The sequence below is a fragment of the Brumimicrobium glaciale genome (genome assembly GCF_004152935.1).
GTDB classification, from domain to species: Bacteria; Bacteroidota; Bacteroidia; order Flavobacteriales_D; family Crocinitomicaceae; genus Brumimicrobium; species Brumimicrobium glaciale.
In genome coordinates this window covers 439,844-466,445 of the sequence record NZ_SETE01000003.1, presented here as the reverse complement: position 1 = coordinate 466,445, position 26,602 = coordinate 439,844, and the positions used below count along the sequence as shown (strand labels likewise).

The 26,602-nt window shown below is 31.9% G+C and carries 21 protein-coding genes; 13 read left to right on the top strand and 8 right to left on the bottom strand.

The annotated features are described in order from the left end of the window. Positions 1 to 93 precede the first annotated feature (93 nt). On the bottom strand, positions 94 to 543 hold the full coding sequence (gene rpiB / locus ERX46_RS09160) for a ribose 5-phosphate isomerase B (protein ID WP_130093559.1): 450 nt from the start codon (positions 541 to 543) through the stop codon (positions 94 to 96). A gap of 715 nt (positions 544 to 1,258) precedes the next feature. Here rpiB and ERX46_RS09155 point away from each other — a divergent pair. Continuing rightward, positions 1,259 to 2,011, top strand: a complete 753-nt coding sequence (locus ERX46_RS09155; RefSeq protein ID WP_130093558.1) for a response regulator — start codon at positions 1,259 to 1,261, stop codon at positions 2,009 to 2,011. Between the two features lie 93 nt (positions 2,012 to 2,104). Further along, the gene (locus tag ERX46_RS09150) at positions 2,105 to 2,752 is read left to right on the top strand and encodes a porin family protein (protein WP_130093557.1); all 648 of its coding nucleotides are present in this window, start codon (positions 2,105 to 2,107) and stop codon (positions 2,750 to 2,752) included. A gap of 413 nt (positions 2,753 to 3,165) precedes the next feature. Here ERX46_RS09150 and ERX46_RS09145 read toward each other — a convergent pair whose 3' ends face one another. Further along, positions 3,166 to 4,374, bottom strand: coding sequence for a TlpA disulfide reductase family protein (locus ERX46_RS09145; RefSeq protein WP_130093556.1), 1,209 nt, complete (start codon positions 4,372 to 4,374; stop codon positions 3,166 to 3,168). 89 nt (positions 4,375 to 4,463) lie between these two features. Between ERX46_RS09145 and ERX46_RS09140 the strand changes: the two genes are divergently transcribed. The 9 genes from ERX46_RS09140 (at position 4,464) to ERX46_RS09100 (ending at position 16,070) form a co-directional block, all read left to right on the top strand. Further along, on the top strand, positions 4,464 to 5,000 hold the full coding sequence (locus ERX46_RS09140; RefSeq protein WP_130093555.1) for an RNA polymerase sigma factor: 537 nt from the start codon (positions 4,464 to 4,466) through the stop codon (positions 4,998 to 5,000). Continuing rightward, positions 4,990 to 6,105, top strand: coding sequence for a T9SS type B sorting domain-containing protein (locus ERX46_RS09135; RefSeq protein WP_130093554.1), 1,116 nt, complete (start codon positions 4,990 to 4,992; stop codon positions 6,103 to 6,105). The genes ERX46_RS09140 and ERX46_RS09135 overlap by 11 nt, the downstream gene beginning before the upstream one ends. 324 nt (positions 6,106 to 6,429) lie before the next feature. Next, positions 6,430 to 7,107: a hypothetical protein gene (locus tag ERX46_RS09130; RefSeq protein ID WP_207214149.1), complete on the top strand. Its 678-nt coding sequence runs from the start codon at positions 6,430 to 6,432 to the stop codon at positions 7,105 to 7,107. A gap of 300 nt (positions 7,108 to 7,407) precedes the next feature. Beyond that, positions 7,408 to 8,517, top strand: coding sequence for a 4-hydroxythreonine-4-phosphate dehydrogenase PdxA (pdxA, locus tag ERX46_RS09125; protein WP_130093552.1), 1,110 nt, complete (start codon positions 7,408 to 7,410; stop codon positions 8,515 to 8,517). A 197-nt stretch (positions 8,518 to 8,714) separates the two neighbouring features. Next, entirely contained in the window at positions 8,715 to 9,767 is a 1,053-nt protein-coding gene (locus ERX46_RS09120) for a M42 family metallopeptidase (protein ID WP_130093551.1), read from the top strand. 236 nt (positions 9,768 to 10,003) lie between these two features. Beyond that, complete coding sequence (locus ERX46_RS09115; RefSeq protein ID WP_130093550.1) at positions 10,004 to 11,791, top strand: hypothetical protein; 1,788 nt, start codon at positions 10,004 to 10,006, stop codon at positions 11,789 to 11,791. 147 nt (positions 11,792 to 11,938) lie between these two features. Beyond that, positions 11,939 to 12,415, top strand: coding sequence for a hypothetical protein (locus tag ERX46_RS09110; protein WP_130093549.1), 477 nt, complete (start codon positions 11,939 to 11,941; stop codon positions 12,413 to 12,415). Between the two features lie 858 nt (positions 12,416 to 13,273). After that, the gene (locus ERX46_RS09105) at positions 13,274 to 14,824 is read left to right on the top strand and encodes a nuclear transport factor 2 family protein (RefSeq protein ID WP_130093548.1); all 1,551 of its coding nucleotides are present in this window, start codon (positions 13,274 to 13,276) and stop codon (positions 14,822 to 14,824) included. Positions 14,825 to 15,056: 232 nt separating this feature from the next. Continuing rightward, positions 15,057 to 16,070 carry a sensor histidine kinase gene (locus tag ERX46_RS09100; RefSeq protein ID WP_130093547.1) on the top strand — a complete coding sequence of 338 codons (1,014 nt, stop codon included), beginning with the start codon at positions 15,057 to 15,059 and terminating at the stop codon, positions 16,068 to 16,070. Between the two features lie 124 nt (positions 16,071 to 16,194). Here ERX46_RS09100 and ERX46_RS09095 read toward each other — a convergent pair whose 3' ends face one another. From ERX46_RS09095 to ERX46_RS09080, 4 genes are read right to left on the bottom strand one after another with little or no spacing between them, the layout of a single operon-like run. Further along, a complete protein-coding gene (locus tag ERX46_RS09095) occupies positions 16,195 to 17,271 on the bottom strand; it encodes a glycosyltransferase family 4 protein (protein WP_130093546.1) in 1,077 nt (358 codons plus the stop codon). Between the two features lie 9 nt (positions 17,272 to 17,280). Then, complete coding sequence (locus ERX46_RS09090) at positions 17,281 to 18,306, bottom strand: quinone oxidoreductase family protein (RefSeq protein ID WP_130093545.1); 1,026 nt, start codon at positions 18,304 to 18,306, stop codon at positions 17,281 to 17,283. Beyond that, positions 18,299 to 18,988, bottom strand: a complete 690-nt coding sequence (gene rsmI / locus ERX46_RS09085) for a 16S rRNA (cytidine(1402)-2'-O)-methyltransferase (protein ID WP_130093544.1) — start codon at positions 18,986 to 18,988, stop codon at positions 18,299 to 18,301. Before rsmI ends, ERX46_RS09090 begins: the two co-directional genes overlap by 8 nt. Before the next feature lie 3 nt (positions 18,989 to 18,991). Next, positions 18,992 to 19,786, bottom strand: a complete 795-nt coding sequence (locus tag ERX46_RS09080; protein ID WP_130093543.1) for an RDD family protein — start codon at positions 19,784 to 19,786, stop codon at positions 18,992 to 18,994. Positions 19,787 to 20,043: 257 nt separating this feature from the next. Between ERX46_RS09080 and ERX46_RS09075 the strand changes: the two genes are divergently transcribed. After that, complete coding sequence (locus ERX46_RS09075) at positions 20,044 to 22,887, top strand: hypothetical protein (RefSeq protein WP_130093542.1); 2,844 nt, start codon at positions 20,044 to 20,046, stop codon at positions 22,885 to 22,887. Continuing rightward, a complete protein-coding gene (locus tag ERX46_RS09070; protein ID WP_130093541.1) occupies positions 22,877 to 24,103 on the top strand; it encodes a glycosyltransferase family 9 protein in 1,227 nt (408 codons plus the stop codon). Before ERX46_RS09075 ends, ERX46_RS09070 begins: the two co-directional genes overlap by 11 nt. A gap of 86 nt (positions 24,104 to 24,189) precedes the next feature. On the opposite strand, the gene ERX46_RS09065 is transcribed toward ERX46_RS09070, so the two are convergent. After that, positions 24,190 to 25,467: a DUF58 domain-containing protein gene (locus ERX46_RS09065; RefSeq protein ID WP_207214148.1), complete on the bottom strand. Its 1,278-nt coding sequence runs from the start codon at positions 25,465 to 25,467 to the stop codon at positions 24,190 to 24,192. Between the two features lie 51 nt (positions 25,468 to 25,518). Beyond that, entirely contained in the window at positions 25,519 to 26,601 is a 1,083-nt protein-coding gene (locus tag ERX46_RS09060; protein ID WP_130093539.1) for an AAA family ATPase, read from the bottom strand. Position 26,602: the final 1 nt, after the last annotated feature.

Below are 26,602 nucleotides of genomic sequence, written 5' to 3'. Positions count from 1 at the left end.
GTCCCTACTATCCCAAAATAAATCGTCCGTACCTATCCCAAAAAAGTATCGTTTTTGTAAGAACGATTTGCAAATCGTTCTTACAAATCGTTTTTAGAAACCACCACAAGCAATTTTATTCACTCTCTTCTGATGCCTTCCGCCTTCAAAATCTGTAGTTAAAAATTTCTCTACCATTTTAATTCCATTTTCCACTGAGATGAATCTTGCTGGAAGTGCTATTATATTTGCGTCGTTATGTTGTCTTGCTAATTCTGCCAATTCTTCTGTCCATGTTAATGCACTTCTAATACCTTGGTGCTTGTTCACGGTCATATTGATTCCGTTTCCACTTCCACAAATAACAATACCTAACGTTCCTTCATTTTCTTGGACATGATTAGCAACTGGATGACCATAATCAGGATAATCTATACTTTCCTCGGAATATGCACCATAATCCTTAAATTTGTATCCACGTTCTGTGAAATGCTTTATAATTGCTTCTTTCAGCTGAAAACCAGCATGATCCGCTCCAATGGGTATAATTTTAGAATTTGTCATAATCAAGAGTTTTTTACAATATTACGTAATTAACAATCGGTGCTACTTATTAACAATGACTTTTTTTAGAATTCTTTACCCCTTGATTATGCTAGGTTCTTAAAATGGAGTTATCGACACAGTTATTAACAATATGATAATTCTTTGTTAACTACTTTCAACAACTTTTACTAGTTAAATCTAAATATTATTCCAAACCAAAACACAATCGACAAAAACAATAGTAAGTTGTTAGTTTTTACATTTAATTATGAACACGTGAAATGAGTCAATATTTTTAGAAAATGAAAACTATTTATACAATTTACTAGAATAAACAGTATTGTTAACAAGTCTATAAATCCTTATTTAATAATAGATTAAACAAACTTATCATGTGTATAACTATGGATATTATGTTTACAACTTAGTAAACAAGTAAAACACAAAAAAGTAATGCACCGTATTAACAGTACTATAATAATAGTAAATAGATTTTTAAAAAATTTTTCTTTATTCTAATTATATACTCTTTAAGAAAAAAATATTCGTTTTGAAAATCAAGAAAAAATTCCTATCTTCTTTTTAATTCACTTAATAAACCTTCAATCAACTGCTATACAAAGGTTTTGAATATATATACAGATTAAAAAAAGTACTTATTATTCATTGAATTGATATTTATAAAAATAGAATTTGTATATTTAAATCTGTCTTAAAAAAACAATAGAATAGTATGTCAAAAATTAAAGTTTTAGTCGTTGAGGATGAGTCGATAGTTTCGAAAGACATCCAACATAGTTTAAAAAGGTTAGGATATATTATTTCTGGCGCTTCTGCAACTGGAGAAAAAGCCATTACGCTTGCCGCTGAAGAGCGTCCGAGTATTGTTTTGATGGATATCATGCTTAAAGGAGACATGAATGGTATAGAAGCAGCCGAAGTTATTAAGCGAGAACATGGCATTCCTGTTATCTTTCTAACTGCTTATGCTGATGAGGCTACTTTAGCGAAAGCAAAAATTACGGAGCCTTATGGATACATCATAAAACCATTTAAAGAAATAGATTTACATACTTCTATTGAAATGGCTTTATACAAACATCAAAAAGAAAAGGAGGTTGAAAAAGAGCGTGATTTACTCTATTCAATTGTTGAAAATAAAAGTACACAGGATTTTATTTTCGTTAAATCAAATTCAAAATTAGTAAAACTCAATACCAAGGATATCTTTTTTGTTGAAGCTTTAAAAGATTACGTAGTCATCAATACGCTTGATAAAAGATATACGATTCATTCCACAATGAAGGATATTGATCGAAAATTAGGAGACACAGATTTTATTCGTGTTCACCGTTCTTTCATTGTTCGTTTAGATAAAATTTCAGTGATCGAATATCCAAATCTTCAATTAGAAAATGATAAAAAATTGATTCCAATTGGTGGTTCTTATAAAGATAAATTGGTAAATAAAATAAATTTGGTTTAAAGATAAAGTGTTAATTATAAATGTTTAACGATTAAATTTTTAGTTTAGTCAAGGAAATCATTTTTTTGCTTAATCTTGCATTAAAATAACATTATGAAAGCTATACTATTAACTACTATTTTTTCAATTTCTTTAGTATTTTCTTCTTTTGCTCAACCTACACAAGGTGATTATATTCTTGGTGGATCATTAGGATTTAACTTAACTAATGCTCCAGTTGGTTTAAATAAAAGACAAAGTTTAAGTTTTTCAATTGCACCAAGTTTAGGAAAATTTATTTCTGAAAAATTTCTAATATCCGGAGGCTTAGGCTATTCATACAGAAAAGATTATAATGAATCAAGCAATCAAAGTTTTAATGAATCAATAAGTAACGGAATCAGTCTTAATTTTGGAGTCACTCGTTTTTATTCTATTGTAGATAAATTATTTTTCACTCTGGGTGCTAATGTTAATTTAGGTTATGGATTCGATAAATTTAAGACAGGTTTTGCAGGTGTAGAATCAAGCGGTAATTCGACAAGTCTTAATGGAAGCATAGGTATTTCTCCAGGATTGACTTATTTTATTAAAAATAGATGGATGATTTATTCAAATATGGGCACTATAAATTATTCTATAAATCACAATATAACTTCATCAAGAACAGCTCATTCAATAAATGCAAGTTTAATTGCTAACTCTTTTAGAGTGGGTGTTAGTTACATTTTTGAGGGGAAAGAGAAGGGAATTAATAATTGATAATTAACAATTATGTACTTGTTCTATTTGATATCGCAAATTGAAGGTAAATTATTTGTCAGCTTTGCTTGAAATTAGAGGTTTCAGCTTTTGTAGTACTTCAATTATTTATCAACTTTCTGAAAAACATTTCGATAAGTATTTTATCAAATTGTTAATTCTTATAAGCAGAATTTTACCCTATTTATTCTTTGCAAGAAAACTTCAAATACTTCGTTATGCATACTACAGAAAGCTTACTTCGACAAGCTCTGTACAACGCAGGGCAGAGCATTTATAAAGATAATTTTTAAAATGTAGAGGTTATCCTATCACTGATTAATTCGATCAAAGATGATGAACTCACCTTTTCAACTTGATAGTAATTAACAATCTATCTTGGTAATCTATTTATAAAATCATCAATTAAAAACCTATTCTTTCAGCAAACGTTCAATCAAATTTTTAGTTTTCTTTTTATAATCAGTATAAATTTTTCCAGTTCCAGGGCCATTAAATCCGGTATGAATTTTAATTACTTTGCCTTCTTTATTTATAAATATTGAAGTTGGAAAAGAAGTGATGTCATTTAGCATGTGAAAATCTTCAGAACATTCTTTTTTAGATGCGTTTCCACCGACTAAAATTGGATATTCAATTTCTTTATTTTCAATGTAACGATTGATGCGTTTAACTTTTCCATCAAATGATTCTGGAGTTTCATAAGCAATTGCGATAATTTCTAATCCTAAATGATTGTATTCTTTGTACAGTTCTTTGTAAAATACTGTTTCATCCAAACAATTTGGACACCAAGTACCTAGAATTTGAATAATGACTACTTTATTTTTTAATGCTTCATTTGGGTAAGTATATTCATCATCATTTGTAGTTTTAAAATTAAAAGCAAAAGTATCTTTTACCATGTAAGTTAATGAATCAGGATTTTCTAATTCGAAGGCTTCATTCTTGTATCCTATCCAATTTGTTTGATAATGACTTCCAGAGAAAAATTCACCTTTTAAAGTATCATTTTTTAATGTTGCGGTGAATAAGAAAACATGTGCACCGTCGAAGCTAAAAAGTATTAATTTATTTTTTTTAAAGCTTCCACTCAAGAATCTAAAATCGCCTGATTCTGTTAAAAAAGTTCCAGTTAATTTACTTTTTTCTTGCTTAAATTTTCCGATAGAAGGAAATTTATCTTCAGAATTTGAATTAAAATAAACCTCCCATTTGGCATCTAAAAGAGTATCATTTTTGCCTAAATAAGTTGGTTCATTGTCTCCATAATATTTAGCATTAAATGCTAATCTAGCCTGATTTATTTTTCGATCAGGATTAACAAAAAATCCAGATATTCGTTTTTTAGAATTAATTTTAAAAATTAAATAGTTAGGAAAACTTGAAAAATAATACTGAAGACTGTCATTTTCTTTGATAGATTCCTTCAATAAAATACGTTCTTCTGCATTTTGAATTGTAATTCTTTGATTTTTGTCTACTGTAAAAATAAAAGATAAAATGTTATTTTCCTGTAGTTTAAGTTCACCTTTCCAATAGCCTTCACTTAATTCTTGTGTTTTTCCAAAGAAATGTGTGATCATAAAAAAGAGCAATAATATAAATGTGTAGTGTTTCATTATTTTTTTTAAGTTCCCCAAAAATAACAGGTTTATTTTTTGCTGCAACCTTTTATGTAATATTGTAGTCTTTAATTCGAAGTAAAAAAATGGATGATGAAACTCTTGTACAGAAATGTGTTTCTGGAAACGGTGAAGCTCAACGTGAGTTATTTGATCGTTTTTCCCCGTTAATGTTAGGGGTTGCAATGCGATATATAAAGGATAAAGAAAGATCTGAAGATGTTCTTCAAGATGGATTTATCAAGGTATACAAGAATCTTCATCGATTTGAGCATAAGGGTTCTTTGGAAGGATGGATTAGACGAATTATTGTTAACACGGCTTTAGATCAATTAAGAAAAAACAAGAAGAATATAAATGATTTACATTTAGATGATTCAAATTTTGAGATTGTTCAAAAAAGTGATGCAATAGGAATATTAGAAGCTGAAATATTAATGGAAATTATTCAGCAATTACCAGATGGTTACCGTGTTGTTTTTAACATGTTTGCTATTGAAGGGTACAGTCATAAAGAGATTGCTGAAGCATTAAAAATATCAGAAAGTACTTCTAAATCACAATATTCACGTGCTAAATCTGTACTTCGAAAAACTTTAAAAAAATATAATATTGAACGATAAAGACGAAATAAAAGAATTATTCCAAAAGGAATTAGGAAACTACCAAGCAAAGGTAAATCCTAATCTATGGAATGGAATACAAGCTGGTCTAGGTAGCGCAGGTGCTGCAACTGGAGCAGCTACATCTTTGGGTCTTGTAGGTAAAATAGTTATTGGTGTTTCAATTGCTGCTGCGGTTACTGTTGGAACATTATTGGTTGTGAATAATGAAGAAAAAACACCTCAAAATCAGGAGTTAATTTCAGATTTAAAAGTTGAAGATTCAGTAAGTAAAGAATCTTCAAATCAAATAGAATTAAAAGAAGAAATAACAATTGATTCTTCGAATAATGAAATAAGTTCAGTTGAGAAAGAAGAATCAAAAATTGAAACTAAATCTAATTCCACAGAAGAAAAATTACAAAATGAAATTAATGATTTACAAAATGAATCTAAGAATTCTTCGAACAATTTAACTACTCAAGAAAGTAAAGTTGTATCTCAAAAAGTAGAAAGTAAAGACAAAATCGAAATAGTTAAAGATGATATAAATAAATCTAGATCAGCTCCATTGTTGATATTACCCACACCAAAGGATGCACTAGTTTCTGAATTAGCTAATTTCAATATTCAAATAGTTAATCAAAACAATCAATACATTGCTTTTAAAGTGGAAGAAATTCCTAATGATGCTTATGTAGTTTGGGATTTTGGTGATGGAACTATTGATCGTACATTAAATCCAGAACATTTTTACACTGAAGCTGGAGAGTATGATGTAAAATGTACTGTAAAAACAGATAAAGAAGAACTTACTAAAAATATAAAAGTTGAAATTAAGATTTCAGGTGAGATAGGTGATTTACCAAACGTTTTTACTCCAAACGGAGATGGAAACAATGACGAATTCTTTGTGAACTGCAAGAATATTAAGAGTTTCCAATTGACAATTATAGACAATCAACAAAATATTATTTTCTCAACAAATGATGTTGATTTCCGATGGAATGGATTTGATATGAGTGGACAACCTGTCAAGGAAGGAACTTATTTTTATATTATTGTAGCGGAGGATGAGTCTGGAAATACGATTAATAAATATCAGCAATTGCGACTACAACGCTAAATAGTTTCTGGATATAAACTAGAAATGTTAAAACTGATTAATACAAACTGTTTTCAACTGTTCAGTAATAAAAAGGGTTCTACCGAAAATATAATAGAAGACTTCAGCTAAAATAATTCCTTCGGCACAACGACGAGGAATTAAATAAGGGTATTTGCATGAATAGTATTTATGCTTAATCTAGATTTTTAATTTCAGATACCCTATAAAACAAGAATTGACCTATTAAATTTATCATTCAAATAGTCTTTAAAAGTGTTATTTGCTATAATTTTATTAATTTGGTAGCAGTCTTTTAATTTATAAAGCATCTGTAAACCCTGTATGAAAAAAGTAATTTTTGCTCTCTTATTTTTATCGATTAGTGCGTTTTCGTTTTCTCAAAATCGAAATTTCAGAATGGTTAAGCCCTATAAATGGATGCTTGGCGTTTATTGGAATAACGTAATAGATGATGGATATGGATCAAAACATCTTTTAAACCCTGAAAAATCATGGAATTTACCCGTATATCCTTCAGCAATTAATCTAGATATTTACCTTATGAAAGGTATGAGTATTGATTTTGTAGGATCTGTAAATAATTATAAATTAGGAAAAACGGTAGACAAAGATACCACTGTCTATGGTCAATTCTTTTCACTAGATGCACATTTCAAATATAGTTTAGGTTATATAATGGACCAACAATGGTTTGATCCATTTTTCTTTGCTGGGGTAGGTTACACAGGAAGAGAAGCAATTAGTCCAAAAAGTATGATTGGTGGAACATTTGGAGCTGGTTTTAACCTTATGTTAATAGGTGGATTAGGAGTTCAATTTAGAGCTTCAGGAAACATGGGCTTTTCATCTGGTGACTCAAGTTATGGACATGCGCATTTTGGGTTGGTCTATAAGGTTCAAGATTTAGATAAGAAAAAAAGCAAATCATTTACAAAGAGAAAGTACCAATGGGGTTTCAAAACGCCGCGTTATAAAAAACCACGATCAAGGAAAATGTAGTACTTTATTCTTCAAACTCTTTTATACAACATAATCTCCGAACATTTGTTATTTTTGTGTATAGTGTCTGGTCGGAAACAGACGATTTTTAAAATTTGTATAAATTTTGAGAATTATTTTACTTTTCATTCTTTAGGAGATGTGTTACTTAGTGCTCGTTGGCTGTATAAACCGACAAGAAATAATGTGAAATAAGCTCAAAAGAATCATTTCGATAGTTATCGGAATTAATGATTATGTTTCCATCCATTTACTATAAACACCATTCTATTTTATAATTAGGTGTAAAAATAAAGCAGTATGCAAAAAAAGAGAGCAAAAGAAACCTTAACCTTAAAGTCAGACAGAACACCTATTCGCGTAGGAATATCTATAGGTGATATCAACGGAATTGGTCCAGAGGTAATTATTAAAGCATTGAATAATACTGAAATATTAATGGATTGTACTCCAATAATTTACGGTTCTACAAAAACAATGGCTTTTCATAAAAAAGCCATTGGCGATGATTTATTTAATTATCAAAGAGTTACTGATGCGCAGGATGCACAAGATAGAAAGGTAAATATCGTTTCCTGTTGGGACGAAGTGGTAGATATTCAATTGGGAAAAGCAAATGAAACCGGAGGAAAATATGCTTTTCTATCATTAGAAAAAGCGACCCAAGATTTAGCTGCCGGAAAAATTGATGTGTTGGTAACAGCACCAATTTCTAAAGAAACAATTCACCAGGCAGGATTCAAATTTCCCGGACATACAGAATATTTAGCTGATTTATCAGGTAAAGAAGATGCATTAATGATGATGGTTTCAGGAGATTTACGTGTTGCCCTTGTTACCAGTCATATTCCTTTAAAGCAAGTTATTGAAGACGTTACGCAAGAGCGAATTCTTGCTAAAATCCATGAATTAAATAAGAGTTTAAAGAAAGATTTTGGAATTATTCGTCCAAAAATTGCGGTATTGGGACTAAACCCACATGCAGGAGAAAAAGGAGAAATGGGAACAGAGGAATCTGAACAAATTACTCCAGCAATTCAAAAAGCAATGGAAGAAGGAATTGTAACTTTTGGACCTTATCCAGCAGATGGATTTTTCGGAAGTCGTCAATATGCCAACTTCGATGCAGTTTTAGCAATGTATCACGACCAAGGATTAACAGGATTCAAATCATTGGCTTTCGATGATGGAGTAAACTTCACAGCAGGTTTACCAATCGTAAGAACATCTCCAGATCACGGAACAGCGTTCGATATAGCAGGGAAAGGTGTAGCGAGCGAACAATCAATGAGAAGTGCAATTTACCTTGCAGTGGATATTTACAGAAAACGTAAATTCATCAAGGAAATAAATGAAGATCCGTTGCCAAAAAGAGTGATTAGAGAAGAAAAGAAATCAAAGTATTTCTAAACGTCGCAATGCATTGCGCCGTTTCAAAAAACAAAGCATTGCAACGTTTTAAAAAAATATTTATGATTTTTTAAATTATACATTGTGTTATTTTAACCGACACACGTTGATTTTCTAAACCCAATATTTAAAGTTTATATTAATAATTCAGATTATTAATATTCTATTGATTATTTGAACACCATAAACATTAAGATATGAGTTTAAACCTTGAATTATTAAGTGCCATTTGCGAAGCACCTGGAGCACCAGGTTACGAACAAAAAATTAGAGCATTAATCTTAGAAGAAGTACGTCCGCTTGTTGATGAGGTAGAACTTGACAACATGGGAAATATCTATGCGATAAAACGCGGAAAATCGGATAAAAAAATCATGATTGGCGCGCACATGGATGAAATTGGTTTCATTGTAACCCACATTGATGACAAAGGATTTATTCGTTTTCATACTTTGGGAGGATTTGATCCAAAGACGTTAACTGCTCAACGTGTTATTATTCACGGAAGAGAAGATGTTATGGGTGTAATGGCCGCAAAACCAATTCACGTAATGACCACAGAGGAACGTCAGAAAATTCCAAAAACAACAGATTTCTTCATCGATACAGGCCGTTCAAAAGAAGAAGTTGAACAATTGGTTCGCATTGGTGATCCAATCACAAGAGAACGCTCATTTATTGAAATGGGAGATTGTGTAAACTCTAAATCTTTAGACAATCGTTTGGCTGTTTTTATATTGATAGAAACATTAAAACACTTGAAAGATAAAGAAGTTCCTTATGACATTTACGGTGTATTTACCGTTCAAGAAGAAGTGGGAATTAGAGGAGCAAATGTTGCTGCATTAAAAATAAACCCAGATTTCGGATTTGGATTAGACACCACAATTGCATACGATTTACCAGGAGCTGCAGCGCATGAAAAAATCACTTCTTTAGGAGAAGGGACAGCCATTAAAATTATGGATGCTTCAACGATTGCAGATTACCGCATGGTAGAATACATGAGGAAAACAGCTGATCGTCACAATATTAAATGGCAACCAGAGATTTTGACCGCTGGAGGTACAGATACCGCTGGAATTCAAAGAATGACTGCTGGAGGTTCAATAGCAGGAGCAATTTCAATTCCTACGAGACACTTACATCAAGTGATTGAGATGGCGCACAAGGAAGATATTCAAGGAAGTATTGATTTGTTGATAAGGTGTGTGACGGAGATTGATACTTTTGATTGGTCGTTTAATTAATGTCCGTTATTTACGTTCCACATTTTTTTTAAAACAGTTCATTCGACAAGCTAGTGCATCGCTTGCTATTGAGAATTATTTTGACTCTTCGAAAGACGGATTGTAATTGATATACATTTAGTTATGTTGGGTTTTAAACTTTTTTAAAGCTTAGTTGATTCAAAATAATGATTAAATTTGGGCTAAAACATACAAGATGGCTTAACGCAACTGCGTTAAGCCAATTGTTATCTATAATGAAAAATACAATCGAAAAAATAATCTTTGCTACAGTAATCATATTGCTATCAAGCTGTGGAAGTATACCTAAAGAAAAAGTCGCTGTCGATTCAAAGAACAAACAATTCATTTGGGATTTTAGTAAAGAAAAAATATATGTTTATTCATACACACAAGCAGTAGAGACCGAGAATAAAATGTCAAAAAGTGAGGCAACCACTAAAACATTTATGACCGGGAAAGGAAACCTTAATGTTCAAGTCAAACCAAATAATTTGGCGGATTTAAGTTTGACTAATTTAAAATTAAGCATGATAATGTTTAATAAGGATGGTACACCAAGAGATACAATGACAAATGAAACAGCGCCAACTGTTGCTCAAGACATGAGGCCAAATGGAAGTTTTGACGAGCCCAATTCCAATACATTATTCAATATTGTTTTTCCTCTTCCATCTATAGATTTGAAAGAAGGACAGTCTGATAAAATTCCAATGAAAATCCCCTTTAATGCAAATGGCTCAGTGTTATTTTCTAAAGGATTCAATACTTTAACTTTTGTAGGTTTTAAAACTATCCAAGACCGAAAATGTGCAGTTCTCGAAGGGATTATTGATATTTCAAAACTCGAAAAGCCTGAAGAATTAAAAGGGGAATATAAAAGCGCAACAACTGGAAATGCCTCGTATTATTTTGATATTGATAATCATTGTTATGTCGGTGCGGATATACATATCATAATGACTGCCATGATGAATACCGAATCAGAAAGTCAGGATAGTTTTGGAATGTACATTGAGATGAAAAGTGATAACGTATTCAAAATTAGATTGGAAAGAATAGTTGACTCTAAATATCAAACCAGTGATCAAAAAAATACAATTGTTCAGAATGGTTCTCTCAAAAACCAATCAAAAAAACAGTTGTATGAGATTGGAGTTATGGATAGAAATGGGACAGACGCATACTTCTATTTTAGTTATCAAGTTCCCGAAAAAACAGCTTCAGACCAGTCTAAAATAAATTTTATAAATAAGAGATTAGGTGAAGAGATAGCTAAAATAGCCGATGAAAACACTATTTCTGATTTAGTTAAAATGATAGATTCTATTGGCCCAAAAATGGAAAGTGAAATTGAGCTAAAAAACTTAGAAGTTTTGAAAATCGGAGTTTCTGAAAATTGGAGAAAAATAATAGAAAGTGAAGTAGGGAATAGTGACCGAGTTGAGACTATCGAAAAGAATGAATTTAAAAATTATTTTAGTGCCTTCAATCTTAGGACTAACGAAAAGTTAAAATCCGATGATTTATCAATAACTGTGAAATCTAAATTTGATTCAGATGCAATTATTTGGTTCAACGTCTATTATTTTAATAAAGTCATCCCTGATCTCCCTACTGATTCATTGCAGAAGCAAATTAAAGACACAATTATTCATTCGCTCGGACAGTTCGAATTGTACGATTTATGGGTTTCTCAAAGAGATTCTATGGAAACTATAATGAATGAAGTTTATAAACTTTATTATCCTGAAACAAGCAGGGTTGTAATCTTTGATATTGTCATCCCTGAAGAAGCGGAGATATATTTTGAGGAAATTTATCAATCAAGAAAAGCTATTATGGCGGAAACATTTGAGAATATAGAAAGATTGGTGTTTTTGAAAAAAGAACTTGAATCGAATAATGAATTAACTGAGACTGAAATTATTGAAATCGAAAAAGAAATCGAAAAGCTTGAGCGAGAACGAAAATCAATTCGAGAAAAATCAAAAAGGCTTACATACGAATATAAACCTAAATAAAATATAGATAACACAGCCTTTGACGATCAGCCTGTAAAAACCTCCGATTTTTACATTCATGTAAATCTAAAAGTTTGTATCTTCGATAAAACATTTAGCAAACAGGCAGCCGCAAAGCCTCCTTCGTTATCTTCAATTGAAAACAGGATGAACTTAAAATTTCATATATTCTTTTCCTTACTACTTATTTTGAGTTCGTGTAGCATCTCGGACAATGAGTTTGTGAAAGAAATAGATAAAGCTGAACGAATAGAAATAACTGAAACATTTCATGGTGGGATTGGAGGTTCTGGGGAAATAAAATACATTCTAAAAAGGAGTGGATACTTCCCAGAAAATATTGACTGGATATTAATTCGAGATGAAGACACTCAATTTCAAACCTATATTTTGATTGATTCGATTCAATTATCCAATTTTAGATTATTTTTCAACGAAGCACTTGAAACTCATGACCCCAAAAGAGAATATCAAAATTCATGTACTTTCACTGGTCCAAATCCAAATGAATATGACATCATTGTAAATGACTACAGTCGACATTTACAACCAAATGAGAAAACGGATAGCTTATTTTATACTTTAACTAAAGAATTTTGTTTGGGCAAACATGTATTTGAATAAAAAGAAGATAACATGGTATACAGCAAATAGAGCACTTTACGGTTTCCGAAAGTTCATTACCTTTAACTAACACCGCCAAATCGTTGATTTGGCTTTTAAAATAAAATGCTTATCGGATACTTTACTAGTAAGTCTAGAATTATAATTTAATTATTTAACAGCACACTAGGTTCTCTTGAGAAATTAGATATGATTTTATTTAATGGTAAGGAAATAGTTACTATTACGGACCAAAGCAATCCGCGTTTATCCGAATTCACCATAAGTGAAAAATCCGTGAGTATCCGCGTTGCTTGCAGTTCTGCTGAGCCCGCCGAAGTATCAGTGTCATCCGCGTGCCATTGGAGCGTATAACCATTTTATCGAAAATAATACTAAAAGAATGAATTTACTGGAAAAGATCCCGACAGGCTTTTAAAATAATAAGATAAAATCAAACACAACGATTTGGTTCAGTGGGAATTTGGAAGTTAATCTGTGTCTTTCTGTCTTTATTGCTATATACCCAAACGTCCATAAACGTAACCCCATGAAAAACACAGAAAAGTATAAATTAGACACCCATTTCCCTCAAATTTCATCATTTTACACTAACTCTAAAAAGAGATAGGATTCCAGAGACTATATACTGTAATTCTACAAACCCAAACATCCAACTCAACCACCCTCCTTCAACCAAACACATAACGACAATTTTAAGTGTTGCGGTATTAATTTCAAAAAAAACATTCGCACATGAAATAAAGGGTTTTAAAAGTCAGTTGAAAATGTTAGATTTGAGGTAAAATGTATTTGAATGTGAATTTTTTATAATTTATAATAAAAAAGATTCCAATACTTTGTTAACCAACGCTAGTTATGAAAAAAATACCTTACAATTTATATATCCATTTTGATGAACTAAGTTCCTTTTTCAAAGGAAATACAAATAGAAAGGAAAATTTTTTGATCTGCGGATTTGTTTCAGTAGAATTGTCCACCTATCTAATGGGCAGTATTCTTAAAACAAAAGAAAAAAACAATAGAGATAAAATATCACATATCCTTCAAGGAATAGAAACACAGTTTAAGTTATTAAATTCTTGTGATTTTATTTTGGAAGAAAAAGGTTTTAAAGAAAGTTATTCTAAAAACATTGAAAACCTCAAATTACTAGATCACAGTTACTCCGGTGTAATAGACAGAATTACCACATCATATTTCGAGCTTTCTGAGAAAGTAAAAATTGGACTTGACGATCAAATAAATAAGATAAGAGATTATTTCTTTTTAGTGAAACTACCTGTTAAGCGTCTTGATATTGCGGATCAAATAGAATATCCCAACATTATAAAAGAGCTTAAACTGGATGAATTAGAGTATTTCAATTCAGAAGATGAAATGTTTATGATAACGCATCAAGTTTCCGAATGTTGGTTTAATATAGCAATCAATGAGTTGAAAACTATCGATAATATTTTTGAAAATTCAGCTATTAGTGACGATAAAATTGGACATCATTTTAAGGTTGTTTATGAAACACTTCTTTACCTTGCAGACAATATTCTCCTCTTAGAACATATGATCTTAGCTGACTACCATCCTTTAAGGGTAGCGCTTAGAGGAGCCAGTGGTGGGCAATCTCAACAAGCTTACGAGTTATTTTATATTTCAAAAAAGCTTTTTGAAAAGTTTTTAAAGCATATTGAAAGCGATAATATAAACATAGTTCAGATATTAGAAAACCCTAAAGATAACGCTGTTCTACTTCCTATTGTCAATCATTTTACGAATTTTGAGCGCTCATTAAAGAATTTTTTCTTTCAGCATTATGTACTCACATCAAATATTATTGGCTCACAATCATTTGGCTCTATAGGTTTGGATATCGTATCACTTGCGGATAAATTTGTTGAACCTATTTTCAAAGAAATTGATCAAGCGAAATACGACTTGACATTAAAAACAAACTATCAATACGGTAATATTTCTGGAATTTTAATTCTAGATAAAGAAGGTCCTACTCCTGAAAATACTGAAGTTCACACCACTAAAATTGACGCTATAAATACGGCAGTAAATGGCTATTTTGATGCAATTAGTAGTTTTGATCAAGAAAAATGGGTTGATCTTTTTTCCGAAAATGGATATATGGAAGACCCTGTAGGAAGTAGACCTTACATTGGTCACCAACAATTGGCTATTTTCTTTAAAGGAGTTATACGCTTTTTCTCAGAACTCAGTATGACAATTGAGAGTAAACATCTGGAAGAAGATTCAGTAAAAATAATTTGGAAAGCCAAAGCAAAGAGCTTCAATGGCAAAGAGATTTTATTTAATGGTATCGAAGTATTTAAAATTAATAATAATGGCAAAATAATGTCTGCCCAAGTAGAGTGGGACCCTTCTATTATAGCTAAACAATTATAAAAAAAAATCAATTTAGGTCAGTAATTTAAAACTCTTATTTATCTTTTGCCATATATATTAAATAGGATGTTTTTAGGTTTTCATTAAAACTGCTTTTAACAAACACTTCAGTTTATTATATTTAGTCATATAAAATGATTAAATTAAAAAAAAGTTTTTGATTGAGAACTAAATTGAAATAGACTACTTTTAATCACCTTTTTAATTTATAACGAAGACGTAAATAAAGTAAATGGAAAGATATAACTCGATAGAAGACCTTAGATTGTTAAGCGAAAGTGCTTTAGAAAGTTCGTTAGCTGGTTTTTGGGATTGGAATATAGTAACCAATGAGGAGTATCTTAGTCCTCGCTTTAAAGAGATGTTTGGTTATTTAGATTCAGAGATGGAGAGTTCGCCTGCTGCTTGGCAAAAAATAGCATTTCAGGAAGATTTGCCTGCTATGTTTACGTCATTAGAAAATCATATAAATTCAAAAGGCAAAACCGCATTTAATATTGTAATTCGTTATTACCATAAAAATGGTGAAACTATTTGGGTTAGGTGCAATGGTAAAGTTGTTAAATGGAATGAAAAAGGAGAACCACTTCGCGTAATAGGCTGTCATGTTGATATTACAGAAGAAAAGAACCATGAGTTTCAGCTTAAAAAAGCCATTAAGGAACGTGATATTCTGCTTAAAGAAGTGCATCATCGGGTTAAAAACAACCTTCAATTATTACTCAGTTTATCTAGGTTAAAAGACAAAAATGGTAAGATTGAAACCCACGAAATAGAAGATTCAATAAATTCAATTGCCATGGCATATGAAGCCATTTATAAAACTGAAGACTTAGGAATTGTAAATATAGATACTTACATAGAGCAAATTGTTAGACCATTAATTCAACAACAAAATATAGAATTCAGTATTGATTCAGTTGATTACAAACAAAATATTGATTTTTTAATTCCAATTGGACTCATAATTACAGAATTGGTTAATAATTCAATGAAACATGGAAGGTCAAGTTCTGATTCAATGATTATTTCTCTTAAAATTGAAAAAGAGGAGAACATGCTTAACTTAACTTTCTGTGACAATGGTGTTGGTTATGGTGAAGCTTTGAGCTCAATTCTAGAAGGTAATTCTTTCGGGATAGCTATCATAAATGGGCTGATAGAACAACTAGATGGTTCAATAGAGTTGTATGATGAGCAAGGCGCTTGTACTCAATTGAAAATAGACTTAAGTCCTGAGGTTTAGATAAAATTTGGGATTACAGGGCTTAGTTAGGAAACTATCTAACGAATGAAGTCTGCAATGTAAATTGGTTTAGTTAAAATTTTGGTTTACAAAATTTGAGTTATAGTATTGAAACGAATAAGAATTAACTTTTCCCTAAAACTTCCAAATACTTGGCATAATTAGCCTTTACAGAATACGCTTCATTAATTGTTTTTCTTCCTGCTTGACCAATTACTTTTCTTTGTTCTGTATTTGATAATAACTCTACCAAACGCTCTTTCCATTCCGTTGGAGAAGTGCATAAATAGCCATTTTGACCATCTTTCACGATTTTGGTGTTAACTCCTACTGGAGATAAAATAGAGGGGATTCCAAGCGCCATGTATTGCAATGCTTTGAAACCACATTTTCCATTCGACCATTGATCTTCAACCAAAGGCATCACGCCAATTTGAATGGCTGCTAAATCTTTAATTTCAGTTTCTTTGTTCCATGGAATAAACTCCAATGATTTTAAATTAAATTGAGGTTCTTCATTGGAAATTACGCGGAAAACAAAATCATATTCTTTTTCTAATTCTGCTAAAATTGGAACCAGTTCATCTAAATAACGCAATGTTGTTTGGGTTCCTGTCCAACCAATTATAACTGGTAAATGATCATAATCTGTTATAAGATTATGGTGATTTACTAAATCGATTGTCGTAGGTACAACCGTTATGTTTGGATTTAATGGCCTAGCATATTCCGCTAAATAATCATTTCCAACACTCAATTGATTTGCCCATTTAATGCAGTATTTTACTTTCCAATAGGCTTTTAACCAATGTACTTTAGCGTTGACCTCACTATAATTGGGCAACCATATCGCATCGTCGAAATCATAAATAAATTTTTTACGCATGACTTTGGCCACAAACCATTCAAAAACAGGAGGTCCAACGTGAGACATTTCTCGGTGAACAAAAAGAATATCTGATTTTTTTAATTTTAGAATTGAAAGGGCGCGTTTAAAAAAACTATTGAACATTCCCATTCCTTTTTTTACGAAATTACCTTCAAGATAAAGTAATTTCCATGTTTTTTCAGTTAAAAAACTATTGTAAACGATTTCGTAACCATCTTTTTCTAACAAAGGTAAATACTGTTCAAAACGAAAACGTTGAGAAGGAGCTGTCCCTTTTGGATAAGGAGCAAATATGACGATTCTGGGTTTCATAAGTTCAAATTACCATTCTAAAACAACCTTACCAGTCGATTTTCCAGAAGCTAAAAATTCATGTGCTTCGCTTATATTTTTGGCGTTATAAACTTTACCAACTTTTGGGTCTAATTTACCTTTTATAGCCATCTGAACAACTTCTTTAAGGCAATTTTGAAGAACTAAAGGCTTTAAATCGGCAACTTTCAACATGTTTATTCCGATGATACTTTTTGACTGCATCATTAGTCCAATAGGAACAACAATTCCCATTTTGCGAACGAAATTTAAAGTTGAAAGGATTCCCCATTTTTTACCTGAGCGTTCACTTCCACCAAAAAGAACGAGCGTTCCGGTTAAGCCTAAAAGTTTCCAATCTTTCTTAAATGTTGAACCACCAACAGGGTTAAATGAAATATGAATTGGTTCTGTATTGAGAATTTGTCTTATTTGAAGAGCGTAATCACTTTTGTTATAATTGACAATATAATCTACACCTAAATCTTTCAAGTATTTCACTTTTGAATCATTACCAATTTTAGCAATAACTCGCACTTGTTTATTGCGCAACAATTGAATTAATGCCGTTCCAACACCACCAGCTGCGGCATGAATTAGAACATTATCGCCTTTTTGAACAGTTGTTGCTACAAAAGCCATATAATAAGCCGTAACATATTGCGTAGCCAAACACAAGGCTTTATTTCCGTCGTAATCTCCAATTTCTGCTACTCCAAAATGCTTGGTATTTACGCATTGACTATATCCTCCAAATCGCGTAAAAGCAACGACACGTTTTCCAATTAAATCTTGTGGTGCATCTTTCCCAACTTTAGTTACTTCACCCACGACTTCGTACCCTAAAACACATGGAAGTGGAGGAGCTTCTTTATAATTTCCTTCTCTCGCCATAACATCGGCATAGTTGATTCCAAAACGTTCGACAGAAATTTGAACTTCGTCATTTAAAGGTTCTGGAATGGTCAATTCAGTAAAAGAAAAAGCTTCTTTTGGTCCGCCAAACTTGGTGAGTTGTATAGATAATTTAGTCATCCTTATTTTCTTTTCCTTTTGCGCTAATAACGACTACAATTTCTCCTTTTGGTGGAGTTTCTTCGAAATATGCAAGTAATTCTGCTGCAGTTCCACGGTGGAAAGTTTCAAACATTTTTGAGATTTCTCTAGCTACACAAATCTGTCTGTCTGGAGCTAAATACTCAACCATTTCTTTTAATGCTTTCACTAAACGGTGTGGAGATTCATACAAAACAACAGATCTAGGTTCTTCAGCAATTGCTTTCCATTTTGTTTGACGACCTTTTTTATGCGGAAGAAATCCTTCAAAAATGAAACTATCGCAAGGGAAACCACAACCTACAATTGCTGGAATAATTGCAGAAGCTCCAGGTAAACAAACCACATTGATATCATTTTCAATACAAGCCCTAACCAATAAAAATCCAGGATCAGAAATTGATGGTGTTCCAGCATCAGACACAATTGCAGCTGATTTGGAAGCTTTAATTTGGTCAATTAATCGCTCAATAGATTTGTGTTCATTGTGGATATGGTGCGAAACCAATTGATTCGAAATTTCATAATGCTTTAGCAATTGTCCCGTAGTTCGGGTGTCTTCAGCCAAAATAAAGTCAGCCTCTTTTAGCACGCGAAGTGCACGCAAGGTGATGTCTTCTAGATTTCCAATTGGTGTGGGAACAACGTATAATACACTCATAATTTATCTTGTTAAAACGATATAATCGCTCAATACTGTTTTTAAAAAAGTCAATTTTTTCTCTGGTTTTTCTTCCAACTTTAATTCTTCTGCAATTTGATCTGCGAGTTCAATTGCTAATGCTTTTGTTTCTTTGTTTTTATATGTTTCAACACGAGAAATGACATTTTTAACCAACATCATATCTTCGTCTGTGTACATCGAAACTCCTGTATAAGTAGGGGTATAGTTTTCGTTATTTCGGATGGCTAAGATATCATTTATAGAGTAAACTTTCTTTGGTTTTTTCCTTACCACAACAGTATTTGCCATAAAATCACCAATTCTTTGGTTTTTACTTGAAATAGCACTGATCAAAGTATCAAAAAAAAATGAGGCTAAAAATGCTAATACTCCGCCAAGTGCAAACATTAAAATGTATACTTCATAAGGGCGAAAAAGCCAACGTGTAAAGTAGTCTTTAAATTTTGCATTCTCTCCATTTACCTTGGTTACACGAATTCCTAAAGCCATTTTTCCGATGGTTTGACCCTTTGTGAAATACTCCATTAAGGGGGTGTAAAGAGAAAAAGGTAAGTAAACAAGGAGTATAAAAAGAATAAACCAAAAACTAAAATCTTGCTCACTGAAATTGCTATAACTCGTTGTAAAAATAATATTGATAAGCGCCAACATCAAAACAAAGTAGCTCATCAGGATAACCAAATCAAGAAGTACAGCCAGAAGTCGTTGTTCGATTCCTGCCAACTCTACTTCGATGGGTACATTTTGATCTGTTGTGAGTTTAAGCTTTTGCATAATTTAAAAGTATAAAGGTAAACAATAAATGTAGAAACAGGTGTTTTCTGGGATGATGGAACGCGGATTATGCGGGCCTTCCACAGGCTCAATTACCGTTAGCAACGCGGATAGTAACGGATTTTAATTTGTAAATTAACCGAAATCCGTTTTCTATTTTTTATTATTAGTTCATTTTTTGAAAGAATTAACCATCTTTTCACACGAAAACTTAATTTTGAGGAGAATTACATAATTTAGTTCAACAAATTAATTAAATGAGAAACCCTTTTTCATATCTACTACAAATTAAAAGCTTTACGTTTTTTACAGCGCTTTTTGTAAGTATTTTTTTGTTGCAACTGCTTTATCAAAATAGTAGTTTTGAGTTGGTTGAAATGCACAAGCTCATCATTAGTCAAGCCACGGCAGATGGGATTTCTATTCAAAGTCGGGTAGATTTATTTTACGGTTTGATCTTTAAATTGATTGCTCTCTTGTTGATTAATTTATCAATATTTCATTTTGTTTTTCAGCGCATAAAAATTCAAAAACAACAAGAATCTGTATTGTTGTTATTGAGTAGTATTGGGATTTCAATTACCTTAATTCAAGTAATCGGAGTAGAAACAGAAATGCTTATTTATTTGATTTCCTTTCTGTTGTTCTACAAAATAATCATTTATGGATTTGCAAATAGCGGTATAAAATCCTTTAAAATATTCAAAGCCGAGGTACTGAGTAATTCCATTTTATCTTATGGATTTTTAGTCTATTTTGCCGTTTTGTATTTAACAGGAACAGAACATTTTTTATTAGTTTATGTCTTTTCCGTATTCTTTTTGACGATAGTCTTTCTCATAATTAATCAATTTTCAAAACTCACTTTTAGACAAATAAATCATCTGTTTATTCCGCTGATATTTCTCTCCTTACTTTCATTTTTAGCTATAGAATTGGTAATTCTCCAATATCAAAAAGGATATGATTTTTTAGGGTATCGAAAACTGTACTTATTACTTTTCACTCTTTCTCTAATTGTGTTTTATGGTTTCATTTACTTTAAAAAGAAAAAATTAAAAAACACAACATTCATTTTTAGAAGATATTTATCGCCTTCCATCATCATCGCATATTGTTTATTGATTTATTACTTTCCAATTATTCAACAAAACACAGAGCTTTTTGAATTAGGGAATCCAGCGAATGCCATAATGCGAATCTTTAGGTTTGGTGAAATTCCATTTGTTGATTTCATGAGTTCTCACATGTTTGCAGAACAATGGTACGGCATTATTTACTCACTTATTTTTGGGTACAATAATGAATTAGATTTTCAGATTTACTTCTTCTTTAATCGATTGATGTTCCTTTTAGTCGTTTATTTTGTATTGAACAAGTTGTTTAAAAGACCAGCGTTTTCTCTCTTATTTGTTCTGGCCTTTCCATTTTTAACAGAGGTTTTTTCCAATGATTTAATCTATTGTATACTTCCGTTTTTTATTATTCAACAGATTTTAAAAGAATCAAAAACGAAACTTTATTTCTTCTTATTTGCTTCTGTAATTCTTTTGATTGTTTGGAAAATTGACGCCGGTTATGCTGCCTTAATTTCAAGTTTTTTCTATTTCCTTTTCTTAACTATTACCAAAACTATTTCAATTCAGTGGAAGCATCTTTTTAAGGGGTTTTTCATTGCGATTGCCATAATTTTAGGACTTCTTATTGTCGCTATTTTATTGAGAGGTGGAGGTACTATTTTAGAAAACTTTAGAGTTGCGTTGCATTATGTGAGCGGAAATCAAGCCCATGGATATTCTGAAATTGCCTACAAATATCCACATCAGTTTTATATTTCTTATTTCTTCTTGCCGCTGATATCCGTGATTTCTATACTTTATATTGTTTTTCGTTTATGGAAAAAAGTGGAATTATTGAACATCAGTAAAAGTGATGTATTGATTTTACATACTTCATTGTTTTTCTTTTTGATTTCTTTAGCCAATGCACAAAGAGGAATCGTTCGGCATGGTTATGCAGAAAATAATGATGGCGCAGTGATTACTACATTTTATTTTGCGCTGACATTATTGATTGTGTTTTTGCTTCGAAATTATGTAGTAAAAAATCGATTAACACTTTTTTATATTGGTTGTTTCTCTTTGTTTTTAATATTCAGATTTTTCCCTTATCAACCAGAATTTGGAACTTTTGATAAGGCAATTAAGAAAAATGCTTTCATCACATTAAACGTTGATATTGCTGCAAAAACAGAATTACGCAGAACGAAACCAAACCATGGCTTTTATGCTAGTGAGCTTAGAGATTTTAAAAACTTTTTAGAGGATAACTTAACGGGGAAAGAAACCTTCTTAGATTTTTCAAATACACCAATGTTGTACTATTATTCAGGGAAAGAAGTGCCTGGATATTTTTGTCAGAATCTTCAAAATAGTGTAGATGATTTTTCACAATTGCACTTATTGAATGCTGTAAATCCTCAAGATGTTCCTGTGGTGGTGTTTTCTTCTTATCCAAAATCATGGTTTGATGAAACGGATGGAATACCTAACAGTATGCGCTATTATCTGGTCGCTGAATACATTTATAAAAATTACGAACCTTATTCAATCATTAGTGAAAAACGCATTTGGATAGCGAAAGATTTTAAAATTAAAAACGATTATTTGGCATTAAAAGATTCTGTTTCTAAATCTCCAGAAGTTTATAATTATAAGAAAACAGCACATTATATTCATGACTTTTATCAGCGAAATAGCTTTGAAGATTTAGAAACAATTCAAGAATGGAAAACACAATTAGCAGATCCAATTTCAATTAGAGATTTAGCGAATAATAATTCACATGCGTATTTATTATTTGAATTTAATGATGATTTCGATAAGACAACGAAAAGCTTAATTTTACAAGATTCCTTGGGAAATAAACTAGACTTGTTTAAGTTTGAAATCAATAAAGAGTTGGGAAATAAATACATGATTCGAATTTCAAACAGTTACCATTGGCACAACGGAAATGCAACTTTCTTTGAATTAGAAAATGGTAACTCAAGTGCTTTAAAAAGCGTTACTCTATATAAAGACACACGATTTGAAAACTAAACATCAATTAGCAATAGACAATTATCTCATCAAACCCATTGCGTTTTTGATGAACTTTTTGGTGCGAATCGTTGGGCAAATTTTACGAATTGATCACAGTTTAGACAATGATTTCAAGCATATTGTGGTTTGTAAATTCAAAGGAATGGGCAGCATTATTCAAGCGACTCCAATGATTGAAGCTTTACGAACTCAATTTCCAGATGCTGAAATTACATTTGTTTCTACGAAAGCCAATCGGACTGTTTTAGAAAAAATAGAGCACATTGACTCCATAATTTGCTTAGATGACAAAAACGTTTTTAAGCTTATTTCTACGATGTTTTCTTCGCTTTTTAAATTAATGCGAAAAAGACCAGATGTTTATATTGACTTAGAAATCTATTCCAATTTCAGCACATTATTTACGTTGTTTACTTTCTCGAAAAATAGAGTTGGATTCTACTTGAGATCAAGTTCGTTTAATATGGGGATTTATACGCACATGATGTTTTTCAACAATAATGTGCCGATTTCGGAGGTTTATTTACAGATTTCACGTCTTTTTGGCGTAAATCACACGAAAAACGTTTTGTATCCTTTATTTGAAAACACCCATGATTATGACGGAATTCCAAAAAGTGAATACATTATCATTAATCCTAATGCTTCAGATTTAAGGTTAGAAAGAAGATGGGGTTCAGATAAGTTTAATCAATTAATTTTAAAATTGGTTGAAGAATATCCTTTAATGGAAATACTTGTTGTTGGAAGTAAAGATGAGCGTCCATACAGCGTAAAAACAGTTGAAGGAATCAATCATCCTAGCGTTAAAAATGTAGCGGGTAAAACTACAATTGATGAGTTGATAGCTTTGATTCACAAGGCGACATTGGTCATTACGAATGATACAGGACCAATGCACATTGCGTTCGCTTGCAAAACACCGACAGTTTGTCTATTTGGACCGTGTTCGCCTGATCAATATGGAGGAAACGAATATACAACGGTGATTTACAAAAAAGTTTTCTGTAGTCCATGTGTGCATGATTTCAATATTTCTCCTTGTAACGGCGATAATGTTTGTATGAAATTGATTACTGTTGAAGAGGTGTTTTCAAAAGCTCAATTGCATTTGAATAAAGAGTTTGTTCCCGATTTAGAGAATAAAAACAAGACGATTTATTATAGTGACCAAGGGCAGAAGACTTTGGGGTTGGTGAGAAGGACTTTGTAGGGACGATTTGCAAATCGACCGTACTAGTCCATGTGTGCATGATTTGCAAATCGTCCGTACCGCAAGTCCGCACGAAAACAGACACATCAAATCAACCCTCTAGATTTCAATTCCAAATACTTATTTAAAGTATCGACATTCAACTCATTTGGCGCTGTTAAAACAGTTTGAATTCCATGTCGATTCAATTCTTTTGCGATGCGCTTTTTGGTGTTAATTACATCCTCTGCAAGCGTTGAAACATACAATTCTCTAGCAGTCGTCGGACTTTTCGTGAGTTCTTCATTTAAGTCTGTGTTCTTAAAGAAAATCACTACCAAAACATGTCTCTTATTGATGCTTTTCAGCATGGGTAAAGCGCGGTGCATTGCGAGTTCTGTTTCAAAGTTGGTGTACAACATCAAAAGTGAACGAAAAGGGATGGTTTTTCGCAAAGATTGGTACAAAAGCGAGTAATTTGACTCTTTAAACTCTGTTTTTTGAGCAAAAAGTGCATCTAAGATTCTTTGCAATTGTCTCTTTCCTAGATTTGGCGCAATTTGAGTTCCTAACTTATGAGAGAAAGTAACCAAGCCAATTTTATCACCTTTTTTTAATGCTATATTTGAAAATATAAGTGTGCTGTTAATCGCATGATCCAATAGTGTTAATCCTTCAAATCGGTGTTCCATTGAGCGTGATTTATCAATAACCGCATAGACAGATTGAGATCTTTGTGCTTGGAATTGATTCACCATTAATTCTGAACGACGAGAGGTAGCTTTCCAATTGACAGTTCGGATATCGTCTCCTTGAATGTAATTTTTAATTTGTTCGAATTCATTGTTGTGACCCAATCTTCGGATTTTTTTGATTCCTCTTTGCTGTGTTTGTTGGTTAAAAATAAGGAATTCAAAATTCTTCATTTGCAAAATAGAAGGATAAACCAAGACCTTTTCTGGAGCTTCAATAATGATTCTTCGTTCCAATAGATTGATAAAAGAACGAATGAAAACATGCAAGTTTTTCCATTCATATTCTCCACGTTCTGTGGGTTTAAATGTATAGCTGAATTGCTCTTCGCTTCCTGCTTTGATATATCCGTTGAATGTCAAATCTCTGGCTTGCATTTCAAATGGCGGCTCATCAAAAACCGTTATTCTGTAAGGTTGATTTCCTTTATTTTTAATCGAAATATTAATTAATGTTTCATCACCTAAATTTAAACGTGCTTCTATGTTCCTTTTTGCAGCAATTGGGTTTTTATGATTAAACAGCAGAAAACCGTCCAAAATTGTTAGAATTAGCAGCACAATAAGTGAAAATTGTCCAAAATAGAGCAAAACAGGCAAATAAAATCCTGTTACTATAAGAACAATGCTCATTCCAAAAGCAATGAAAAAGAAGCGCGATATGTAAAGCGATTTCAACATTTATTATCTTGGTACTTCGATTTCTTGAATAATTGAAGCGACAACTTCATTCGTTGAAGTTCCTTCCATTTCAGCATCTGGCGTTAAAATTAAACGGTGATTCAACACATAAGGAGAAACAAATTGAATATCGTCTGGCGTTACAAATGCTCTTCCTCGAATTCCTGCGGCTGCTTTTGCACTTTTAAGAATTGAAAGCGATGCACGTGGAGAAGCTCCTAAATAAATCTTCCCGTGATTTCTCGTTTTATCAACAATTGAAGCGATGTATTGAATCAACTCATCTGTAATGACAACCTTCTTTATCAACTCCTGAATTTTATGAATATCAGCAGTGGAAATGACCGCTTTTACGTCATCTAATTCTGGTGGTTTAATATTATTTCTATAGCGGTAAAGAATTTTTATTTCGTCTTCTAAATCTGGATAACCCATTGTGATTTTGAATAGAAATCTGTCCAACTGAGCTTCTGGTAAAGCATAAGTTCCTTCTTGTTCAATTGGATTTTGTGTCGCTATTACAATGAATGGAAACTCCATTTTGTATAAATCTCCATCATAAGTAATTTGACGTTCTTCCATTACTTCAAACAAAGCAGCTTGCGTTTTTGCTGGAGCACGGTTGATTTCATCAATCAAAACTATGTTAGAAAATATAGGTCCTTTCTTGAAAATAAACTCTGAATTCTTCATGTTGAAAACCGAAGTTCCGATGACATCTGAAGGCATTAAATCAGGAGTAAATTGAATTCTAGAGAAATCAATATCCAATGATTTAGACAATACTTTTGCCGATAATGTTTTTGCGACTCCAGGAACTCCTTCCAACAGAATATGTCCGGCAGAGAAAATTCCTGTCATTAATAAATCTACCATTACGTGTTGACCAATAATGAATTCACCCATTTTTGCTCTGATTTCATTGACCTTTTGTGAGAGCCAAATCATCTCTGGATTTTCTTCTTCAAAAGGCATTTTTTCAAGTGGATTTACTTCCACATTCTCCCCTGATGAAAGAGGGTTTTCTTCATTATTGCTTGAAGCATTCTCTTCGTTTTTCGGTAAATATTTTTCGTTTTCTTCCATT

Excerpts from the sequence above, each read along its gene's own strand:
- rpiB (WP_130093559.1), bottom strand. The coding sequence starts at position 543 with ATGACAAATTCTAAAATTATACCCATTGGAGCGGATCATGCTGGTTTT.
- ERX46_RS09140 (WP_130093555.1), top strand. The coding sequence starts at position 4,464 with ATGGATGATGAAACTCTTGTACAGAAATGTGTTTCTGGAAACGGTGAA.
- ERX46_RS09150 (WP_130093557.1), top strand. The coding sequence starts at position 2,105 with ATGAAAGCTATACTATTAACTACTATTTTTTCAATTTCTTTAGTATTT.
- ERX46_RS09105 (WP_130093548.1), top strand. The coding sequence starts at position 13,274 with ATGAAAAAAATACCTTACAATTTATATATCCATTTTGATGAACTAAGT.
- ERX46_RS09095 (WP_130093546.1), bottom strand. The coding sequence starts at position 17,271 with ATGAAACCCAGAATCGTCATATTTGCTCCTTATCCAAAAGGGACAGCT.
- ERX46_RS09060 (WP_130093539.1), bottom strand. The coding sequence starts at position 26,601 with ATGGAAGAAAACGAAAAATATTTACCGAAAAACGAAGAGAATGCTTCA.
- pdxA (WP_130093552.1), top strand. The coding sequence starts at position 7,408 with ATGCAAAAAAAGAGAGCAAAAGAAACCTTAACCTTAAAGTCAGACAGA.
- ERX46_RS09115 (WP_130093550.1), top strand. The coding sequence starts at position 10,004 with ATGAAAAATACAATCGAAAAAATAATCTTTGCTACAGTAATCATATTG.
- ERX46_RS09100 (WP_130093547.1), top strand. The coding sequence starts at position 15,057 with ATGGAAAGATATAACTCGATAGAAGACCTTAGATTGTTAAGCGAAAGT.
- ERX46_RS09065 (WP_207214148.1), bottom strand. The coding sequence starts at position 25,467 with ATGAGCATTGTTCTTATAGTAACAGGATTTTATTTGCCTGTTTTGCTC.
- ERX46_RS09075 (WP_130093542.1), top strand. The coding sequence starts at position 20,044 with ATGAGAAACCCTTTTTCATATCTACTACAAATTAAAAGCTTTACGTTT.
- rsmI (WP_130093544.1), bottom strand. The coding sequence starts at position 18,988 with ATGAGTGTATTATACGTTGTTCCCACACCAATTGGAAATCTAGAAGAC.
- ERX46_RS09110 (WP_130093549.1), top strand. The coding sequence starts at position 11,939 with ATGAACTTAAAATTTCATATATTCTTTTCCTTACTACTTATTTTGAGT.
- ERX46_RS09155 (WP_130093558.1), top strand. The coding sequence starts at position 1,259 with ATGTCAAAAATTAAAGTTTTAGTCGTTGAGGATGAGTCGATAGTTTCG.
- ERX46_RS09130 (WP_207214149.1), top strand. The coding sequence starts at position 6,430 with ATGAAAAAAGTAATTTTTGCTCTCTTATTTTTATCGATTAGTGCGTTT.
- ERX46_RS09090 (WP_130093545.1), bottom strand. The coding sequence starts at position 18,306 with ATGACTAAATTATCTATACAACTCACCAAGTTTGGCGGACCAAAAGAA.
- ERX46_RS09120 (WP_130093551.1), top strand. The coding sequence starts at position 8,715 with ATGAGTTTAAACCTTGAATTATTAAGTGCCATTTGCGAAGCACCTGGA.
- ERX46_RS09145 (WP_130093556.1), bottom strand. The coding sequence starts at position 4,374 with ATGAAACACTACACATTTATATTATTGCTCTTTTTTATGATCACACAT.
- ERX46_RS09080 (WP_130093543.1), bottom strand. The coding sequence starts at position 19,786 with ATGCAAAAGCTTAAACTCACAACAGATCAAAATGTACCCATCGAAGTA.